The sequence below is a fragment of the Pseudomonas sp. AFG_SD02_1510_Pfu_092 genome (assembly GCF_003331055.1).
Classification (GTDB): domain Bacteria; phylum Pseudomonadota; class Gammaproteobacteria; order Pseudomonadales; family Pseudomonadaceae; genus Aquipseudomonas.
The window spans coordinates 1-16,783 of sequence record NZ_PUQD01000018.1 but is presented as its reverse complement, the minus strand read 5'-3'; the positions used below and the strand labels follow the sequence as shown (position 1 = coordinate 16,783).

11 protein-coding genes are annotated in these 16,783 nt (G+C 65.1%); 7 read left to right on the top strand and 4 right to left on the bottom strand.

All coding sequences use genetic code 11. The features are described 5' to 3' along the window. Window positions 1-231 precede the first annotated feature (231 nt). Both C6A77_RS10495 and rarD read left to right on the top strand, forming a co-directional pair. Complete coding sequence (locus tag C6A77_RS10495) at window positions 232-1,818, top strand: EAL domain-containing protein (protein ID WP_114169410.1); 1,587 nt, start codon at window positions 232-234, stop codon at window positions 1,816-1,818. Between the two features lie 31 nt (window positions 1,819-1,849). Beyond that, complete coding sequence (gene rarD, locus C6A77_RS10490; protein ID WP_114169409.1) at window positions 1,850-2,737, top strand: EamA family transporter RarD; 888 nt, start codon at window positions 1,850-1,852, stop codon at window positions 2,735-2,737. Here the strand turns inward: rarD and C6A77_RS10485 are convergent. Beyond that, window positions 2,700-4,271 (bottom strand): TerC family protein, encoded by a 1,572-nt coding sequence (locus tag C6A77_RS10485; protein WP_114169408.1) that lies wholly within the window; start codon window positions 4,269-4,271, stop codon window positions 2,700-2,702. The genes rarD and C6A77_RS10485 overlap by 38 nt on opposite strands. Window positions 4,272-4,950: 679 nt before the next feature. On the opposite strand from C6A77_RS10485, the gene C6A77_RS10475 reads away from it, so the two are divergent. Continuing rightward, complete coding sequence (locus tag C6A77_RS10475; RefSeq protein WP_114169407.1) at window positions 4,951-5,532, top strand: LysE family transporter; 582 nt, start codon at window positions 4,951-4,953, stop codon at window positions 5,530-5,532. A 135-nt stretch (window positions 5,533-5,667) separates the two neighbouring features. On the opposite strand, the gene C6A77_RS10465 is transcribed toward C6A77_RS10475, so the two are convergent. The 3 genes from C6A77_RS10465 to C6A77_RS10455 all read right to left on the bottom strand — a co-directional run bounded on the left by C6A77_RS10465 (window position 5,668) and on the right by C6A77_RS10455 (window position 8,845). Further along, window positions 5,668-6,453, bottom strand: coding sequence for an AraC family transcriptional regulator (locus tag C6A77_RS10465; protein ID WP_114169406.1), 786 nt, complete (start codon window positions 6,451-6,453; stop codon window positions 5,668-5,670). A 45-nt stretch (window positions 6,454-6,498) separates the two neighbouring features. Beyond that, the gene (locus C6A77_RS10460) at window positions 6,499-7,617 is read right to left on the bottom strand and encodes a glycosyltransferase family 61 protein (protein WP_114169405.1); all 1,119 of its coding nucleotides are present in this window, start codon (window positions 7,615-7,617) and stop codon (window positions 6,499-6,501) included. A 73-nt stretch (window positions 7,618-7,690) separates the two neighbouring features. After that, on the bottom strand, window positions 7,691-8,845 hold the full coding sequence (locus C6A77_RS10455) for a hypothetical protein (RefSeq protein ID WP_114169404.1): 1,155 nt from the start codon (window positions 8,843-8,845) through the stop codon (window positions 7,691-7,693). Between the two features lie 342 nt (window positions 8,846-9,187). Here C6A77_RS10455 and C6A77_RS10450 point away from each other — a divergent pair, with 342 nt between their 5' ends. The 4 genes from C6A77_RS10450 (at window position 9,188) to C6A77_RS10435 (ending at window position 16,602) form a co-directional block, all read left to right on the top strand. After that, the gene (locus C6A77_RS10450) at window positions 9,188-13,012 is read left to right on the top strand and encodes a leucine-rich repeat domain-containing protein (RefSeq protein ID WP_114169403.1); all 3,825 of its coding nucleotides are present in this window, start codon (window positions 9,188-9,190) and stop codon (window positions 13,010-13,012) included. Window positions 13,013-13,160: 148 nt separating this feature from the next. Next, window positions 13,161-14,780 (top strand): NADP-dependent glyceraldehyde-3-phosphate dehydrogenase, encoded by a 1,620-nt coding sequence (locus C6A77_RS10445; protein ID WP_114169402.1) that lies wholly within the window; start codon window positions 13,161-13,163, stop codon window positions 14,778-14,780. A gap of 109 nt (window positions 14,781-14,889) precedes the next feature. Beyond that, entirely contained in the window at window positions 14,890-15,357 is a 468-nt protein-coding gene (locus tag C6A77_RS10440; RefSeq protein ID WP_012272133.1) for a VOC family protein, read from the top strand. Window positions 15,358-15,420: 63 nt separating this feature from the next. After that, complete coding sequence (locus tag C6A77_RS10435) at window positions 15,421-16,602, top strand: hypothetical protein (RefSeq protein WP_114169401.1); 1,182 nt, start codon at window positions 15,421-15,423, stop codon at window positions 16,600-16,602. The last annotated feature ends 181 nt before the right edge of the window (window positions 16,603-16,783 follow it).

Sequence of the window (16,783 nt, the reverse complement as noted above, 5' to 3'; positions counted from 1 at the left end):
CAGGGGATGCCCCGCACGCTACGGGCGAGGAAGTCGCCCATGATCAGCTTGAACCCATGGTATGTCATATGGACCATTCTCGGCGGGCTTGATCCCTCGGCATTGAAGGACCTTATTGTTGTATTCGTAAATCGATTCTACATTGCGTAAAATAGTTTGTCGCGCTTTTAGTTGTTCACGCGTTGCGCCAAACAGCTATCCTCTCGTTACCTTCATATAAGTCTGAGCAGCATGCCGCTTACCGTCAAACGCCGCGCCGGCCTCAGCTGGCGCACCCTGCTGCCCTGGGCCGTCGGTGCGCTGCCGGTGGTGTGCGGCCTGGCCGTGATGAACTGGCAGATTCAGCGCGAAATGCAGGCCAGCAGCCAGGCCACCAGCCGCCAGGTGGTGGAGCATGTCGAACGCATCCTCGACAACCTGTCCAGCGCCGCCCATACCCTGCTGCCGCTTGCCGGCAGCCCGTGCGAGCAGGCCCAGCTGGCCCTGCGCGCCGAGGTTACGCGCAACGCCTTCGTACGCTCGACCAACCTGTTCCGCCACCACACCCTGTATTGCAGCTCGTTGTTCGGCGCGTTCGACGAGCCCGTCAACCCCGCCGACTATACCGACGGCAAGCTGTGGCTGATGGACGGCAATTCGGTCACCCCGGGCCACGCGTTGCTGGTGTATCGGGCCAGCGACGGTGACCGCGGCGCGATCAGCACGGTGGATGGCGACCATCTGCTGACCGCACTGCGCCTGATCGGCCCGGCCGAAGAACTGCAGATCCGCGTTGGCGACGCCTGGCTTGGCAAGGATGGCATCGTCCACCAGGGCGTGCCGCCCGCCGCGGCCAAAGCCAATGTGCTGCTGGGCTCGACCCGTTACCCATTCAGCGTGCATGGCGGCTATGGCGCCGACCAGCAGGGCCAGCTGTGGCGCAGCCACTACCCTGCCCTGTTCGCGCTGCTGCTGGTACTGGGCGCGGTGGCCGCGCTGGTGTGCCGCTGGCAGATTCGCCGTGCCACCTCACCGCGCGCCGAACTGCGCCGCGCCCTGGAGGCCGACGAGTTCCTGCCGTATTTCCAGCCGGTGGTGCGCAAGGGCGACTACCGCTGGGCCGGCGTCGAGGTGCTGATGCGCTGGAACCACCCGCGCGAGGGCCTGGTACGCCCCGACCTGTTCATTCCCTACGCCGAACACAGTGGGCAGATCGTCGCCATGACCCGCGCGCTGATGATGCACACCGCGCAGAGCCTGGCGCCGTATGCCGGGCTGCTGGAGGACGGCTTCCATGTCGGCGTCAACATCACCGCCGACCACTGCCGCGACTTCAACCTGCTGGATGACTGCCGCACCTTCCTGCAGCACTTCCCGCCGGGCCGGGTGGTACTGACCCTGGAGCTGACCGAGCGCAAGCTGATCGAGGCCACGCCAGTGGCCCTGGAACTGTTCGAGAAGCTGGATGCCATGGGCGTGAAAATCGCCCTGGACGACTTCGGCACCGGCCAGTCGAGCCTCAACTACCTGCGCCAGTTCAAGGTCGATTACCTGAAGATCGACCAGAGCTTCGTCGCCATGATCGGTGCCGACGCGCTGTCGGTGCATATCCTCGAAACCATCATCGAGCTGTCGGCCAAGCTGGGCCTGGGCATCGTTGCCGAAGGCGTCGAAACCGAAGCCCAGCGCGACTACCTGGCCCGCCATGAGGTCGACTTCCAGCAGGGTTACCTGTTCGCCAGGCCGATGCCGGCCGAGCGCTTTCTCGAAGCGCTGGTCGCGCGCCCGACCGCATCGCGGTTGCCGCAAACCGCGCCCCCTGAGATCATGCGCGGCTGATCGCCCGCTCAACTCCCTATTCGAGGCATTCGTGTCAAAAGGCATTCTTTCGTCGGTCATGGCGTCCTGTCTGTTCGCCGTGATGTACTTCTATACCTCCCTGCTCACGCCACTCGACGGCGAAGAGATCTTTGGCTGGCGCACCCTGTTGACGCTGCCCTGCCTGACCCTGTTCATGCTTGTCTCGAAAGACTGGAAACGCGTGGGTGAACTGCTCGCCCGGGTCAGGCGCACGCCGCTGCTGGCGTTGGGCATGGTCGGCACCTCGTGGCTGATGGGCGTACAGTTGTGGCTGTTCCTCTGGGCGCCGCTGCACGGGCGCAGCCTGGAAGTGTCGATGGGTTATTTCCTGCTGCCGCTGGCCATGGTCCTGACCGGGCGCCTGGTGTATGGCGAGCGCCTGTCACGCCTGCAGAAGGTGGCCGTGACCTGCGCCGCGCTGGGCGTGGGCCACGAGCTGTATCAGCACGGCAGTTTCGCCTGGGAAACCCTGGTAGTGACGATCGGCTACCCGATCTACTTCGTGTTGCGCCGGCGCTGCCGCACCGACCACCTCGGCGGCCTGTGGTGCGACATGTGCCTGCTGCTGCCGTGGGCGCTGTATTTCGTGATCCAGGGCCCGCTTTCCACTGCCGACCTACAGGCATACCCCGGGCTGTATGGGTTGATCCCGGTGCTCGGCGCGATCAGCGCTTCGGCCCTGATCGCCTACGTGCTGGCCAGCCGCTTGCTGCCCTTCAGCCTGTTCGGCCTGCTCAGCTACGTCGAGCCGGTACTGCTGGTGGGCGTGGCGCTGCTGCTGGGCGAAACCATCGGCCCGGATCAGTGGTTGACCTACCTGCCGATCTGGGCCGCCGTGCTGGTGCTGGTGCTCGAGGGTTTCAAGCACCTGCTGCGTCAACGTCGCCGTTCGGTATAAGCCGAACCTGGCGCACCCGCCGCTCTTCCACCGCTTCCACGGTCAGCGTCCAGCCATTCCAGGCCAAGCGGTCACCGACCATCGGCAGGCGGTCGAGCAGGCTCATCACCAGGCCCGCGAGGGTCTGGTAATCCTCGGTAGCCCGCGCACTGAAGCCGGTACCCGCCTGCACCTGGCTCAGGTTCAGTGCACCACTGACGACAAAACCTTCGCCGTCCTGGACGATACCGGGGCCTTCGACCTCGCTGGCATCCGGCAGCTCGCCGGCAATCGACTCGAGGATGTCGGTCATGGTCAGCAGGCCGGTGAAATCACCGAATTCGTTGACCACGAAGGCGATGTGCGTCGACTGCCCGCGCATCTGTTCCAGGGCGTTGAGGATGCTGAAGCTCTCCAGCAGGTTCAACGGTGCGCGGGCCATGCCTTCAAGGTCCGGCTGGCTGCCGGCGAGCAGTTCCTTGAACAGCTCCTTCTTGTGCACGAAGCCCAACGGCTCTTCCACTCGGCCACCGCGGATCAGCGGCAGTCGCGAGTACGGCGAGTTGGCCAGCGCCTGGGCAATGACCTCGGCCGGCTGCGCCAGGTCGACCACATCGACCTCGGCGCGGGCGGTCATCACCGTGCGGATCGGCCGTTCGGCGAGGTTGAGCACGCCGCTGATCATCACCCGCTCGCGGCGGTCGAACAACACCTGCTCCTCGCCACCTTCGACCAGGTCGGCGATTTCCTCGCCCACCTCGTCGGCCTCGACCCGGCGGCCGCCCAACAGGCGTAACACCGCATGCGCAGTGCGCTCGCGCAGCGGCCGGTGCTGTTGCAGGCTGCGCTTGCGACGGGCACGGGCCAACTGGTTGAACAGCTCGATCAGGATCGAGAAGCCGATGGCCGCGTACAGGTAGCCTTTCGGAATATGGAAGCCCAGGCCTTCGGCCGTGAGGCTGAAGCCGATCATCATCAGGAAGCCCAGGCACAGCATGATCACTGTCGGGTGTGCGTTGACGAAGCGGGTCAGCGGCTTGCTGGCCACGATCATGATGCCGATCGAGAAGATCACCGCGATCATCATCACCGACAAATGTTCGACCATGCCCACCGCAGTGATCACCGCGTCCAGCGAGAACACCGCATCCAGCACCACGATCTGCGCCACGATCGGCCAGAACGCAGCGTGGCGCACTGCGCCGCTGGCCTGGGTCACATGGCCTTCGAGGCGCTCGTGCAGCTCCATGGTGGCCTTGAACAGCAGGAACACTCCACCGAACAGCATGATCAGGTCACGGCCCGAGAAGCTCTTGTCGAACACCTCGAACAGCGGCGCAGTGAGCGTGACCATCCACGAGATACTGGCCAACAGGCCAAGGCGCATGATCAGCGCCAGGCTCAGGCCGATGACCCGCGCGCGGTCGCGCTGATGCGGCGGCAGCTTGTCGGCGAGAATGGCGATGAACACCAGGTTGTCGATACCCAGCACCAGCTCGAGGACGATAAGCGTCAACAGGCCCAGCCAGGCCGTGGGGTCAGCTAGCCATTCCATTAGCAGGTACTCACCAGGAAAGCGTCATGATGACGCGGGAAGGACGGCCAAGATGGCCAGGGACTGGGGGGCTCCGCGAAGGTGCTCATTAGGGACCTTGATAACAAAATGGGAAGACGATGCTACAGGCAGGGCAGGTTTCCCAGATAGCGCGAAACTATTACAAAACCTGTACCGGTCACCGCTGACCCGGCTCCCACAGGTACAGCGCAGACCTCAAGAGTTACGTGGTCCTGTGGGAGCAACTGTCTTGATCAATTTCCAAAAACTGGCGCGATCCCTGTGGGAGCGGCCGTGGCCGCGAACACCGGCGCAGCCGGTGCCATCCCTCGCGTCGCCTGCTTCGCGGGTGAACCCGCTCCCACATGGGGCTGCGTAGGCCTCGGGCTTGCGCTGAAACCTGTGGGAGCGGCTTTAGCCGCGAACACCGGCGCAGCCGGTGCCCACCACATCGTCTGCTTCGCGGGCTTGCCCGCTCCCACATGGGCTGCGTATGCCTCGGGCTTGCGCTGAAACCTGTGGGAGCTGGCTTGCCGGCGATGGGCTGCAAAGCAGCCCCAGTAAAGCCTGTAGAAACCTTAACTGACTGGCATTACCCAGGAGGTGGGTACTTTTATTCAATACCGCCGGCTGCCGATGCCCGAGCATGCAGCCACTCTCAACCACACGGATGCCCCTCATGAGCCTGTCCCTGTCCATGGCCGCTTTCGCACTGGCGGCCTCGATCTCCCCCGGCCCGGTCAACATCGTCGCGCTGGGCAGTGGTGCCCGCCATGGCCTGCGTGCCAGCCTGGCGCATGTGGCTGGCGCCACGCTGGGTTTCTGCCTGTTGCTGGTGCTGGTCGGGCTCGGCCTGCAACAGCTGCTGCTGCGCTGGCCGTTGCTGGGCTTGCTGTTGCACTGGGGCGGCGTGGCGTTTCTGCTGTACATGGCCTGGAAGCTGGCCAGCGACGATGGCCAGCTTGGCAGCGCACATCCTGCCCAGGCCCCGTCGGCCTGGCACGGCGCGGCGATGCAGTGGCTCAACCCCAAGGCCTGGCTGGCAGCAGTAGCCGGGGTTGGCGCCTACACCGGTGGTGAACAACAGCTGTTGTGGCTGTTCGCCTGGATCTACGGGCCGATCTGTTTCATCTCGGTGGCCAGCTGGGCGTGGGCCGGGAGCATGATCCGTCAGCACCTGGGTAACCCGAGGCACTTGCGCCTGCTGAATCGTGGCTTGGCGCTATTGCTCGTGGGCAGCGCGGTCTACCTGGTCGTTTGAGGCATGCTGCATTGTCATCAAGACCTGCGCATCACCTGTGGGAGCGGGCAAGCCCGCGAAGCAGGCGACGCGCTGGTTGGCACGGGCTTCGCCCGTGTTCGCGGGCACCGCTCCCACAGGAATCGCGCGCCAGCTTTAACATTTGGCTGCCGTGCGGTAATGCCCCGGTGTCGCCGCCAGGTGCTGCTTGAAAGCGCGCTGCAAATGCGCCTGGTCGGCAAACCCGGCGGCCTGCGCAACCTCAGCAATCGCCAGGCCCTGGCGTAGCTGCGCCCTGGCCAGTTGCACGCGCTGATCAAGCAGGTAGCCATGCGGCGTCAGGCCAAAACGTTGGCGAAACGCACGGATCAGGTAGGAACGCGACAGGCCGCAGGCCGCGCAGATGTCTTCCAGGCTCAGCGGGTCGCTACGATGGGCGCGGATGAAGGCTGCCGCCGCGTCCAGGCGCGGGTGGCCCTGGTCTTGCGCGCCTGCGGTCCCGCCAAGCAACGCAGGCAGCGCAGCGAACAGTTTCGCCAGCCGGCCTTCCCGGTCAGGCACACTGGCGTCGAACAGGTCAGCGAAAGCTTGCAACAGGCAGCGGTACAACACCGGCGAGGTACTGCAAGCCTGCGGCGGCAAGGCAAACCCCAACGTCTGCAACCAGGGCATATCGACGAACATCATCAGGTAGGACCACGGTTCGCCTGCGATGGGGTTGCAGGCATGCACAACGCCCGGGTTCATCAGCACCGTGGTGCCGGCCGTTACCTCGATACGCTGCTCACCGCACAGATAGGTGCTGCGCCCGCCGGTGATCACGCCGATGGAAAAGCTCTCGTGGGAATGCGCGGCATAACACACCTGGCGCCCGTCCCCTACCCGCCGGGCTTCGACGAAAGGCAACGCCGGGTCGCGCCAGAACCGTGATACCTCGATCATCCTTCGCCCCGCTCGCCGCCGCCATTGCCTGCGGATACTACACAGTTATCGCGGGAACAGGTCCAGCGTCCGTTCCACCTCATCGATATCGATGGTGAAACCCTCGCCTTGCGGCGTGCCTACGACAAAGCCGAAGTGCTGCTGGTCACGATCGGTCAGGTACTTGTAGTAGCTGACAAAACGGTTGGGCGGCTGCAGTGTCAGCAGGCAACCGCCGGCCTGCAGCACATTGACCCCGTGCACCAGCTGGCTACCCTCCACGCCGATGACCACCTTCGCCCCGGCGCAGGCTGCGACGATACTCGGCACATCGGACTTCAGCGGGTTGACGATGCGAAAGCCGCGGCTGGCGCGCAAGTGCTCGGCCAGCGCCAGCTCGTTGCGCAGCAGGCGCAGGTCGCCGTCACCGCCACGCAGCAGGAACACCCCGGGGTGCGGGGCATGCCGCACATGCGACAGCAGCTTGTCGCCCATGGCCCGGTAACGGTCGTGCCGGTTGCGGTTGTTGGCCTGGTCATCGAACAACACCAGTTCACGGAAAAACGCACTGCGCAGGCGCAACGGCTTCATGCCCAGCCAGTCCTCATACGCCGGGCCCTGGGTGAACAGCGGGTATCTGCTCGAGGGCGCAGTGGTCACCGGTATGCCTTCGTCACAGGCCAGCGCATAGGTTGGGCAATCCTCCATCAGCCAGGTGCCGAACCACGAATTGCCGTTTTGCGTGCAATAGATCGCCGCACGGTCGATTTCGCTGTCCACGACGATGCCGGGAAACCGGCCAGGCTTGAGCGACAGCCAATGGCTGGCCTTGCCCTTGTACAGCGCCCCGTCCACCAGCCACACATCCTTGATCAGATAGCCACGGGTGCTGCCTTGCTGGGTGCTGATGCCGCCCTCCATGGTGCGCGCCGGGTGCACGTATGGGTAGAAGCGCTTACCCTCCCAGCCTGTCACCCGCTGCAACTGGCCCGGCAGGTAGAACGCCGCGGGCGAGACCGTGCTTTCGCCGCGGGCAATGTCCCAGCTGCAGGTGGCGAGGCTCTTGAGGTCGATCAGGCTGTCGCGGTACAGCCGTTTGCGCAGCATGTGCCGGTAGGCGGCCAGCGTCCAGGTGTGCTGGCGGGTGGCGGGCGATGCGCTGAACTGCGAGATGTCGCTGCCCATGAAGCGTCCTCCCTTGATGACAAGGCCCAAAACCTGGCGCAAGGCGCCAGATCAATGCCTCCCTGGCGTCCGCTCAGTTGCACATGACCCGTTCCAGGGTCGGCGGTGATTGCAGGTTGGCGTAACGCTGGCGCAAGTTTTCCAGGAAAGATTCGCCCGCGCGGCTACCGCCATAGCAATAGATCTTGTGCAGGCCGCCGAACACCATTTCCTGGTAACGGCTGGCCACCTCATCGTCGCTCGGCCCCTCGGGCAAGCCCAGATGCAGCGTGAGCTTGTCGCCTTCTACCGCGAACATCGGCGTGTCCCAGAGGAACTTCGCCGTACCGGTCCTGGGCAGGCGGACAAACAGATAGGCATGGTTACCCAGCGCGTCGATATCGCCGCCACGACGGCGCTTCCATTTCAGCAAACCGTCATCCGGGCGCGCCAGGCACAGGCCGATGTCGTAATAATCGAAGCCCTGCTCCAGGGCCCATTCCAGGGCCATGAAGGTGGTGATCGAGTTGACCTCGCGCAGCCGGCGCGCGTCGCTGAATACCGCCTGGCAATAGCCGAAACGCAACGTGCTCCAGTAACGCTTGCCACCGCGTACCACTTCACAGCCCAGGTGGCAACCGATCACTTCATCGCCCAAGGTGATCAGGTCGAGCCGACCGACGCCCTTGGCGATGCGAAACACTTCTGCGCTGGGAAACTGAGCCGCATGGATCCCCTGCCTGGCGCTGGCATAGGGGCGCAGCAGGTCGCGGTCGGCCATGGCGATTTCGTCGTCCGAACGGGCCAGGCGCATCTGGTACAGCGGGCGGTGCTTGCGGATGCTGCGGCGCAACTCGCTGTCGTAGCGCGCCGTGATATCTTCCAGCGAGCGCCCCAGCGGCACCACCGCGCTCAGGTAGTGCGGCACCGACAAGGCCCCCGCCGAGGGCATTTCGCTGACCACCACCACATGCTTGGCTGCCGCCGTCGCGCTGGCGCTATCAATGATCGCAGCGCTGCCCGGGCCCTTGCCGGCGATCAACAGCTTGGCCATTTCCCGTTGCTGCCTGCGGCCGATATAGACAATTTCGTAGGGGCTTTCCTGCTGCAAGCGGAACCTGGCCACTTCCCAGCGCCAGAAACAGGCCCGCGCCAACAGTTCGCGTACCTTGCTGGCCAGGTGCCTGATTTCATAGCGCATGGAGGGCGAAACGAGTGTTCGCGCCGCTGCCGTCAAGGTCGCTTTCATTTCTTCGTCCCAGGTCCTTCGATGTTGGCCATGGTCTACCGGGAAAGGACAGCAATTCGAGCAAAGTAGCTAGATGTCAATATTTATTAGCCAGCGCGTCAGGTGCGTTGCCTGACAAATATCAATTTAAGGTGCGCGCCAATGCCTAAGCAAGTGGCACTTTGATTGCATTTCCTGAAATTGTTCGAAGTTCGCCAACGTTTCATGGCGCCAAATTTTCCGCCCGGTCAATTCGACTACGTGGGTTTTATTTATCAACTAACCAAGCCGTGTTATTCGGTTACCACTTGGCTATCGATAAATGCCGTTTGATGCCGCCTTTGCCTATAAAGGAGCATCGTCATGCCAGCCAACCCCCACCAACCCCTGCTCGCGGCACAACTGCCGCAATGGGCCCACCAGGCAACCCCGCAGCAGTGGGCCGCATTGCGGCAAACCCAGGTCGCACCCTGGCAGACGCAGGACTGGTTCGCCAATGCGGCGCCCGACCTGCGCCAGGCGGTGCACGCCAGCCAGGCGCGGCTGACGCAGGCGCAAGCAGCCTTGGCCCGGTCACTCAAGGGGTTGAAACAGATCAGCGAATTCGCCGAACCGTTGCTGCAAGCTGGTCTTGCCGAACACGGCTTTCACGCGCCATTGCGCGCCACCGAACTGCTGCGGGTCGAACGCGACTGGCACTGGATTGGCCTGCGCCATCTCTACCGCCATCGTCGCGACAACTTGCTGCAGGCCGCCTTGCAGAACTTTGCCGACGACGAGGTATTCGCGCCTGAAAGCGCCATTGCCCTGAGCCACGACATCGCGGTAACCCGCTTTGGGGTACAAGGCTCGGCGCCTATTGGCATGCAGGTGCCAGTGGCGCACTTTCCGCTGACGTCGGAGCGCTACCGGGTGAAGCGCCTGCCTCTGGCACCGGCCGCTTTCGCCACGCTGTGTCGCGAACTGGACCTGGGCGGCGCTTACCAGGCCCACCTCGAACACCACTTCGCCCACCCCGGCAGCCGGGCCTTGGCCATCCAGGTGCAGAAACACCGCCTGCGCCTGGCCGCCGACCTTGCCTACCTGCGCCATCTGCTGGACGGCAGCACGCGCGATCAGCTCGAGCGGCTGTTGCAAGGTGGCAAGGTAAACTGCTGGCAACTGGCGCTGTTCGGCACGCCGCTGCACGAAGTCATGCTGATCGATGCCGACAGCGCGGGGCTGGCGCTGTACCTGCCCGGCCACGACCCGGCCCTGCGCCAGTGCGACAACCTGGACGCGGTGCACGACGCGCTGGCCAGCCTGCTGCTGGAACCCCAGGCGCGCCAGGCCTTCGCGGCCTACATCAGGCAGGACCAGCGGGCGCACTTCCTCGACCTGCTGCAGCAGAACCTCGACGCCACCGGCAACACGCCCTACGACCGCCCTTGGCAGCGCGCCGCGCACGCCGACCTGCGGCCCACGCGCCTGGCGATCACGGCAGAGCCGTTCGGCCACTATCAGGACCTGCACCTGGCCCGCCTCAAGCATGAAGCCAGCCTGCTGGCGGTACCGACCGCGACGGCCGATGCCGAGGCACGGGCCAGGCGCCTGGAGGAATGGGAAAACCTTGGCCTGGATGCACTGAACATCGCCGCGTTCTTCATCCCGGGTGCCGGCACCCTGATGCTCGCCGTGACCGCCTGCCAGTTGCTCGGCGAGGCGTTCGAGGGCTATGAGGCCTGGCAGGAAGGCGACCGTCACCTGGCCCTGCGCCACCTGGAGGCGATCGGCCTGAACCTGGCGCTGATCGGCGGCTTCGTGGCGGCGGGCAAAGTGCTGCCCAGGCTGTTCAACAGCCCATTGATGGAGAACCTGCAGCCCGTACCCGGCGACGACGGGCGTTACCGGCTGTGGAACGAAGACCTGCGGCCTTATCGCAGTAGCGTGGAGCTGCCCGAAAACCTTCAGCCCAATGCGCTTGGCCAATATACCTACGAGGGCCGGCATTTCATCCGCATGGAGGGCCACCTGTTCGAACAACGCTTCGACAGCGACCTGCAACAGTGGCGTATCGTGCACCCCGACACCGCCGATGCCTGGCAACCACCGCTGACACACAATGCCCAAGGCGCCTGGCGCGGCCAGCACGAACTACCGGGCCAGTGGCCCTTCGTCAAGCTGGCGCGCCGTCTCGGCGAGGCCTACGGCACATTCACGCCTGAGCAATTGACGCAGGCTGGCCGCCTGTGTGGCATCGACGCCGCGCGCTTGCGCCGGGTGCACCTGGAAGGCCAGCCAACGCCGCCGCTGTTGCTCGACGCCCTGCAACGCATGGCGGTGCAATCCCAAGTGCAGGCGTTGGCTGACCAAGCGCCGCCAGGCCTGTTCAAGCGGCTCTACAACGGCAGCGCGCCCGTTACCCCGGCAACGCAGCGACTGCTCGATGCCTACCCGCGCCTGTCCCCGGCCTTGGCCAGGCGTGTGCTGGCGCCGCTGAGCGAAGCCGAGTCGCTCGCCTGGCAACAGCAGGGTCAGTTGCCCGGGCCGGTTCGTCAGGTGCTGGAACAGCTGCACAGCGACCTGCCGCTGGTGCGCGCGCTGGAAGGGCTGTTGCAGCCGGCCCGGGCCAGCAGCGACAGTGAACGCCTGCTGTTCAGTGCGCTGGATGCCATGCCCGGCTGGCCTGCGGAGCTGCGCCTCGAACTGCGCGGCGCCAGCCCCGACGGCCCGCGGCTGGAACACGTCGGCAGCGACCAGGCCAGCCGCGTACGGCGGGTGATCAAATCGGCCGAAGGCTATGAGGCCGACCACGGCGAGCGCCCCGCACCTGCGCCGCGAGACCTGGACCTGTGCCGCGCCGTCGTGCAGGCCCTGCCTCCCGCGCAGCGCGCGAGGCTGGGTGTCCCGGCAGCCGATGGCAGCGGGCTGCGCCAGCATGTGCTGGATTGGGTCGACACCCACCGGCAGGTATTGGCCCAGCGGCTCTGGGGGCCGCAAGTGCCGCTGCGCAAGGCCGTGGGCGGCTTGCATGGCGGTCGGCCGCTTGACCCCGAACCCGCTCAGCCGCACCTGAACGGCTCGCTGGTCGGGGCCTATCGCCGTTTGTACCCGAATGCTACGGATTTCGAGTTCGAAAACTGGCTCGGCAACGACGAGGACCACCCGTACCTCGATGACCTGCGCACGCCTTCTCAGCGCCTGCGCGACCTGCAGCAGCGTCTGGACACCCTGCGCCGCGACCTGCAGGCGTGGGCCCGGCCCGATCCGCAACGCCCCCACCAACGGCACCTGGCCATCCGCCCGATCATCAACGCCTGGCGCCGGCTGTCGAGCGTTGGCCTGGAAGGCGGCGGCCGCTTGCACAGCCTGGACCTGTCCGGCCTGGAGCTGGACGACCAAGCCCTGGCCAGCCTGGCTTTGCCCGACGACTTTGCCCATGTGCAGCACCTGTCGCTCAGCTACAACCGTTCGCTGAGCCAGTTGCCGGCCGCGTTCTACCAACGCTTTCCCAACCTCAAGCGCCTGCTGCTGATCAACTGCCGGTTCGCCACTCTGCCGCGCGTCGGCAGGCCTGAGCAGCTCACCTGGCTGGACCTGGAAGGCAACCGCATTACCTGGGATGCCCAAGCCCAGCAAACGCTGAACCGCTACGCCGGGCTGGTGGTGCTCGACCTGTCGGGCAACCCGCTGTTGCAGGCCCCGGACCTGCGCGGGCTGGCCCAGCTGAGGACGCTGTTTCTGAACAACTGTACGCTCAGCGAGCTGCCGCAAGGGCTGGAGCTGGCATTCGAGCCACTCATTCTCGACATCGGCGACAACCCGTTGCAGCAACTGCCAGAGCATTTCACCGTACCGCGGCCAGTCGCGGACGCCCTGCGCCTGGAAAGCGACTGGCTGGGCGCAGCGGTGCTCGCGCAGATCGAGGCCTACAACGCGGCACATCAGGTGGACCTGCTGGTGTGCGCTGGCGACTATCTGGAGTTCTTCGAACACACCGGCCCGGCCGAAAGGGCCCTGTGGCAGCGGTTGCCGCTGCAGTACCGCCGCGACCTCAGAGCATTGCTTGACATTGAACCGTTCCGGTCCCGCCCGCAGCAGGCGCGCACCGAGTTCTGGCGGCGCCTGGCGCTGATCGATGCAGACCCGGCGCTGCGCCAGCAATGGCTGACGCACCCGCCCTACGACCTGTTCAACCTGCCGCTCTGACCTTGCAATACGCGCCTGTCTGTCCATCAGGCAGGCGCGTGAGCCCAGGTTGGGCCAGACTGGTGTTTTTCCGGCAGCCGGTGCATGCTCGCAGCTGAAGCGATTCACCTGGCTCGAAACCCGCCCAGCAATGTGAGGTGCAGTACCCATGGACCGTCTGCTCGATTCACTCTTCCCCAGCGCCGAGAACATCCCGGAAACCTGGCGCCTGGAAGCCCCCCTGGAACAACGTGACTACCTGGTGAACGGTGAGCTCAGGCGCTGGGATGGCCCGCTGGCCACGGTGCGCAGCCCGGTCTGGCTCAAGCACGGCGACGACGAGCAACAGGTGGTGCTGGGCAGTGCCCCGTTGCTCGATGCCGACACCGCGCTCACCGCCCTCGATGCCGCCGTGCACGCCTACGACAAAGGCCGCGGCGCCTGGCCGAACATGCGCGTGGCCGAGCGCATTCAGCATGTCGAGCGCTTCCTGGCGCGCATGCGTGAACAGCGCCAGGCCGTGGTCAAGCTGCTGATGTGGGAGATCGGCAAGAACCTCAAGGACTCGGAAAAAGAGTTCGACCGCACCTGCGACTACATCGTCGACACCATCAACGCGCTCAAGGACCTCGACCGCCGCTCCAGCCGCTTCGAGCTGGAACAGGGCACCCTGGGCCAGATTCGCCGCGCACCGCTGGGCGTGGCCCTGTGCATGGGGCCTTACAACTACCCGCTGAACGAAACCTTCACCACGTTGATTCCGGCGCTGATCATGGGCAACACCGTGGTGTTCAAGCCAGCCAAGTTCGGCGTGCTGCTGATTCGGCCGTTGCTCGAAGCGTTCCGCGACAGCTTCCCGCCAGGGGTGATCAATGTCATCTACGGGCGTGGCCGGGAAACGGTCAGCGCGCTGATGGCCAGCGGCAAGGTCGATGTGTTCGCCTTCATCGGCACGCACAAGGCCGCCAGCGACCTGAAGAAGCTGCACCCACGGCCGCACCGCCTGCGCGCCGCGCTGGGGCTGGATGCCAAGAACCCGGGCATCGTCCTGCCCCAGGTGGACCTGGACAATGCCGTGGAAGAGGCCGTCACCGGTGCGCTGTCGTTCAATGGCCAGCGCTGCACCGCGCTGAAGATCCTGTTCGTCCATGAAGACGTGGTGGACACCTTCCTCGACAAGTTCCAGCGCAAGCTCGCCGCGCTCAAACCCGGCATGCCGTGGGAGCCGGGCGTGGCGCTGACCCCGCTGCCAGAGCCCGGCAAGGTCGACTACCTCGACGGCCTGGTCGCCGATGCCACGGGCCAAGGCGCGCGGGTGATCAACCAGGGTGGCGGGCAAAGCCGCGGCTCGTTCTTCTACCCGGCCGTGCTGTACCCGGTAACGGCTGCCATGCGCGTCTACCACGAGGAGCAGTTCGGCCCGCTGGTGCCGGTGGTGCCCTACCGCGACCTGCAGACGGTGATCGACTATGTACTGGACTCCGACTACGGTCAGCAGCTGAGCCTGTTCGGCAACGACCCGGCGACCATCGGCAGCCTGGTCGACATCTTCGCCAACCAGGTCGGGCGCATCAACATCAACGCCCAGTGCCAGCGCGGCCCCGACACCTACCCGTTCAACGGCCGCAAGAACAGCGCCGAAGGCACCCTGTCGGTGCACGACGCCCTGCGCGTGTTCTCCATCCGCACGCTGGTGGCGACACGCTTCCAGGAAGCCAACAAAGACCTGATCAGCGAGATCATTCGCAACCGCCAGTCGAGCTTCCTGACCACCGACTACATCTTCTGAGGGCCGCGCTTATAGAGAATCGATCTATCGCCACTGTCGATTTTCCATCCGCGCAAACGACTCTAAGCAACAGGGCGCCACCGGCGCCCATTGCACAGGAGCGTCGAACATGGCAGTCAAACCGATCCCAGAAGGCCAGCACAGCATCACCCCTTACCTGGCCATCAACGATGCCGCCAAGGCCATCGAGTTCTACAAGCAGGCCTTTGGCGCCGTCGAGATGTTCCGCCTCGATGCCCCGGGCGGGCGCGTCGGCCATGCCGAGCTGAAAATCGGCGATTCGTCGCTGATGCTTGGCGACCCCTGCGACATGGAAGGCGGCCTCACCGCCAGCCAGAAGCTCAGCGGCGCCGGCGTCGGCCTGCACTTGTACGTCGAAGACTGCGACAAGGTCTACGCCCAGGCCCTGGCCGCCGGCGGCACTCAACTGCACCCGTTGACCGACCAGTTCTACGGCGACCGCAGCGGCACCCTGAAAGACCCGTTCGGCAACATCTGGTTCGTCTCCACCCACAAGGAGGACCTGACCCCCGACGAAATTCGCGCCCGCGCCGCGAAGATGTTTGGCGGTAACTGAGCGCCGAGTTGAAAGCGGCGCGACTTTGCCTGAAGCTTGGCGCTCGTAGCCTGGAGCTGCTTCATGCGAATCATCGACAAAACCGCCGCACAAGTGCGCAGCCTTACGTTGGCCGAAGAGGAGCTGCTGGTCGGCTTTGCCAGCGGCACACTCGCCGGCCCGCGCCTGCTGCAGGCCAACCAGCTGCTGATGAAGGTGCGCAACGCCAACCAGTGGCTGGCCTGCGACTGCCGCAGCGACGCCTTGCCGGTGCTCAATGTCACCCTCAACGGCAACACCGGCACGCTGTTCCTCAAGAACAACCCGGGCACCGCCGAGCACGCCCCCGGCTGCCCGTTCACCAAGGATGAGCGGGAAGCTGCCGAGCGTGACAGCGACCCTGCGCCACCGGCCGCCTGGCTCGCGCCCGACACCCCGTTGCGCCTGCTTGGCGATTTCCCTGCCAGCAGCGGTGCCACCGGCGGTGAGGGCAGCGAGCGACGCGACCAGCAACGGCTGTTGTCGTTGCTGCTGACCTGGATCGAAACCAGCGGTCTCAACCTGTATGCCACGCACCTGAAGAAGGACCTGACCGGTCAGTTCGCCGAATTGCGCAGCGTTGCCAGCCGTTACCCGCTGCTGGAACGGGTGCCTGCCAGCAATTACCTGGAAACCCGCCTGGACATGAAGCACATGATGATGCTCAAGTCGCGCCTGCGCGAAGCCACGGTGTTCGGCAACCACCGCCGCCACGGCTTGCTGCTGGACTGCGTGGACCAGATCAAAGGGCGCAAGCTGTTCAACAACCGCAGTGAAGACGGCTTCGACTTCCAGGGGCACCACCTGTATTGGGGCGGCAATCGCACTGCCGGGCCGTTGCTGGCCCTGGCGCTGTACTCACCGACCAGTGCCGGCAGCCATTACTACGAACTGATCCATGTCGCCAGCGTGCCGGTGCTGTCCCGCGCCCACCTGTTCCCGGTGTACCGCGAGGAAGAACGCGAGCCGCTCAAGGCGCTGGTGTCGCTGGTCGACTGGATGGCCAGCAAAGGCGTGAAGGTGCAAATGCGCCGGCCAGTGATCGGCGGCCAGGTGATGGATGAACTGGTGCTGACCTCGGACCAGGACCGGGTGTTGTCGGTGTCGCTGCTGGAGCAACCGCTCGGGCCTGAGCCGGACACCGAGAACTTCAAGCGCTACGCCGATTTCAAGAGCCTGGACACCTTCCGCAAGTTCGTTGCCGGGTTCTTCATGCGCGAACGCTGAATACCCGGTGAATGGCACCGGCTACGCCGGTGTTCGCGGCTAAAGCCGCTCCCACAAGTACAGCGTGAGCCCGGACCTGCGCCGTCCCAGTGGGAGCGGGCAAGCCCGCGAAGCAGGCGACGCAGTGGATGGCACCGGCTGCGCCGGTGTTCGCGGCTAAAGCCGCTCCCACAAGTACAGC

Bases quoted from the DNA above. Each gene is read 5' to 3' on its own strand.
- C6A77_RS10495 (WP_114169410.1), top strand. From the start codon at position 232: ATGCCGCTTACCGTCAAACGCCGCGCCGGCCTCAGCTGGCGCACCCTG.
- C6A77_RS10485 (WP_114169408.1), bottom strand. From the start codon at position 4,271: ATGGAATGGCTAGCTGACCCCACGGCCTGGCTGGGCCTGTTGACGCTT.
- C6A77_RS10475 (WP_114169407.1), top strand. From the start codon at position 4,951: ATGAGCCTGTCCCTGTCCATGGCCGCTTTCGCACTGGCGGCCTCGATC.
- C6A77_RS10465 (WP_114169406.1), bottom strand. From the start codon at position 6,453: ATGATCGAGGTATCACGGTTCTGGCGCGACCCGGCGTTGCCTTTCGTC.
- C6A77_RS10460 (WP_114169405.1), bottom strand. From the start codon at position 7,617: ATGGGCAGCGACATCTCGCAGTTCAGCGCATCGCCCGCCACCCGCCAG.
- C6A77_RS10455 (WP_114169404.1), bottom strand. From the start codon at position 8,845: ATGAAAGCGACCTTGACGGCAGCGGCGCGAACACTCGTTTCGCCCTCC.
- C6A77_RS10450 (WP_114169403.1), top strand. From the start codon at position 9,188: ATGCCAGCCAACCCCCACCAACCCCTGCTCGCGGCACAACTGCCGCAA.
- C6A77_RS10445 (WP_114169402.1), top strand. From the start codon at position 13,161: ATGGACCGTCTGCTCGATTCACTCTTCCCCAGCGCCGAGAACATCCCG.
- C6A77_RS10440 (WP_012272133.1), top strand. From the start codon at position 14,890: ATGGCAGTCAAACCGATCCCAGAAGGCCAGCACAGCATCACCCCTTAC.
- C6A77_RS10435 (WP_114169401.1), top strand. From the start codon at position 15,421: ATGCGAATCATCGACAAAACCGCCGCACAAGTGCGCAGCCTTACGTTG.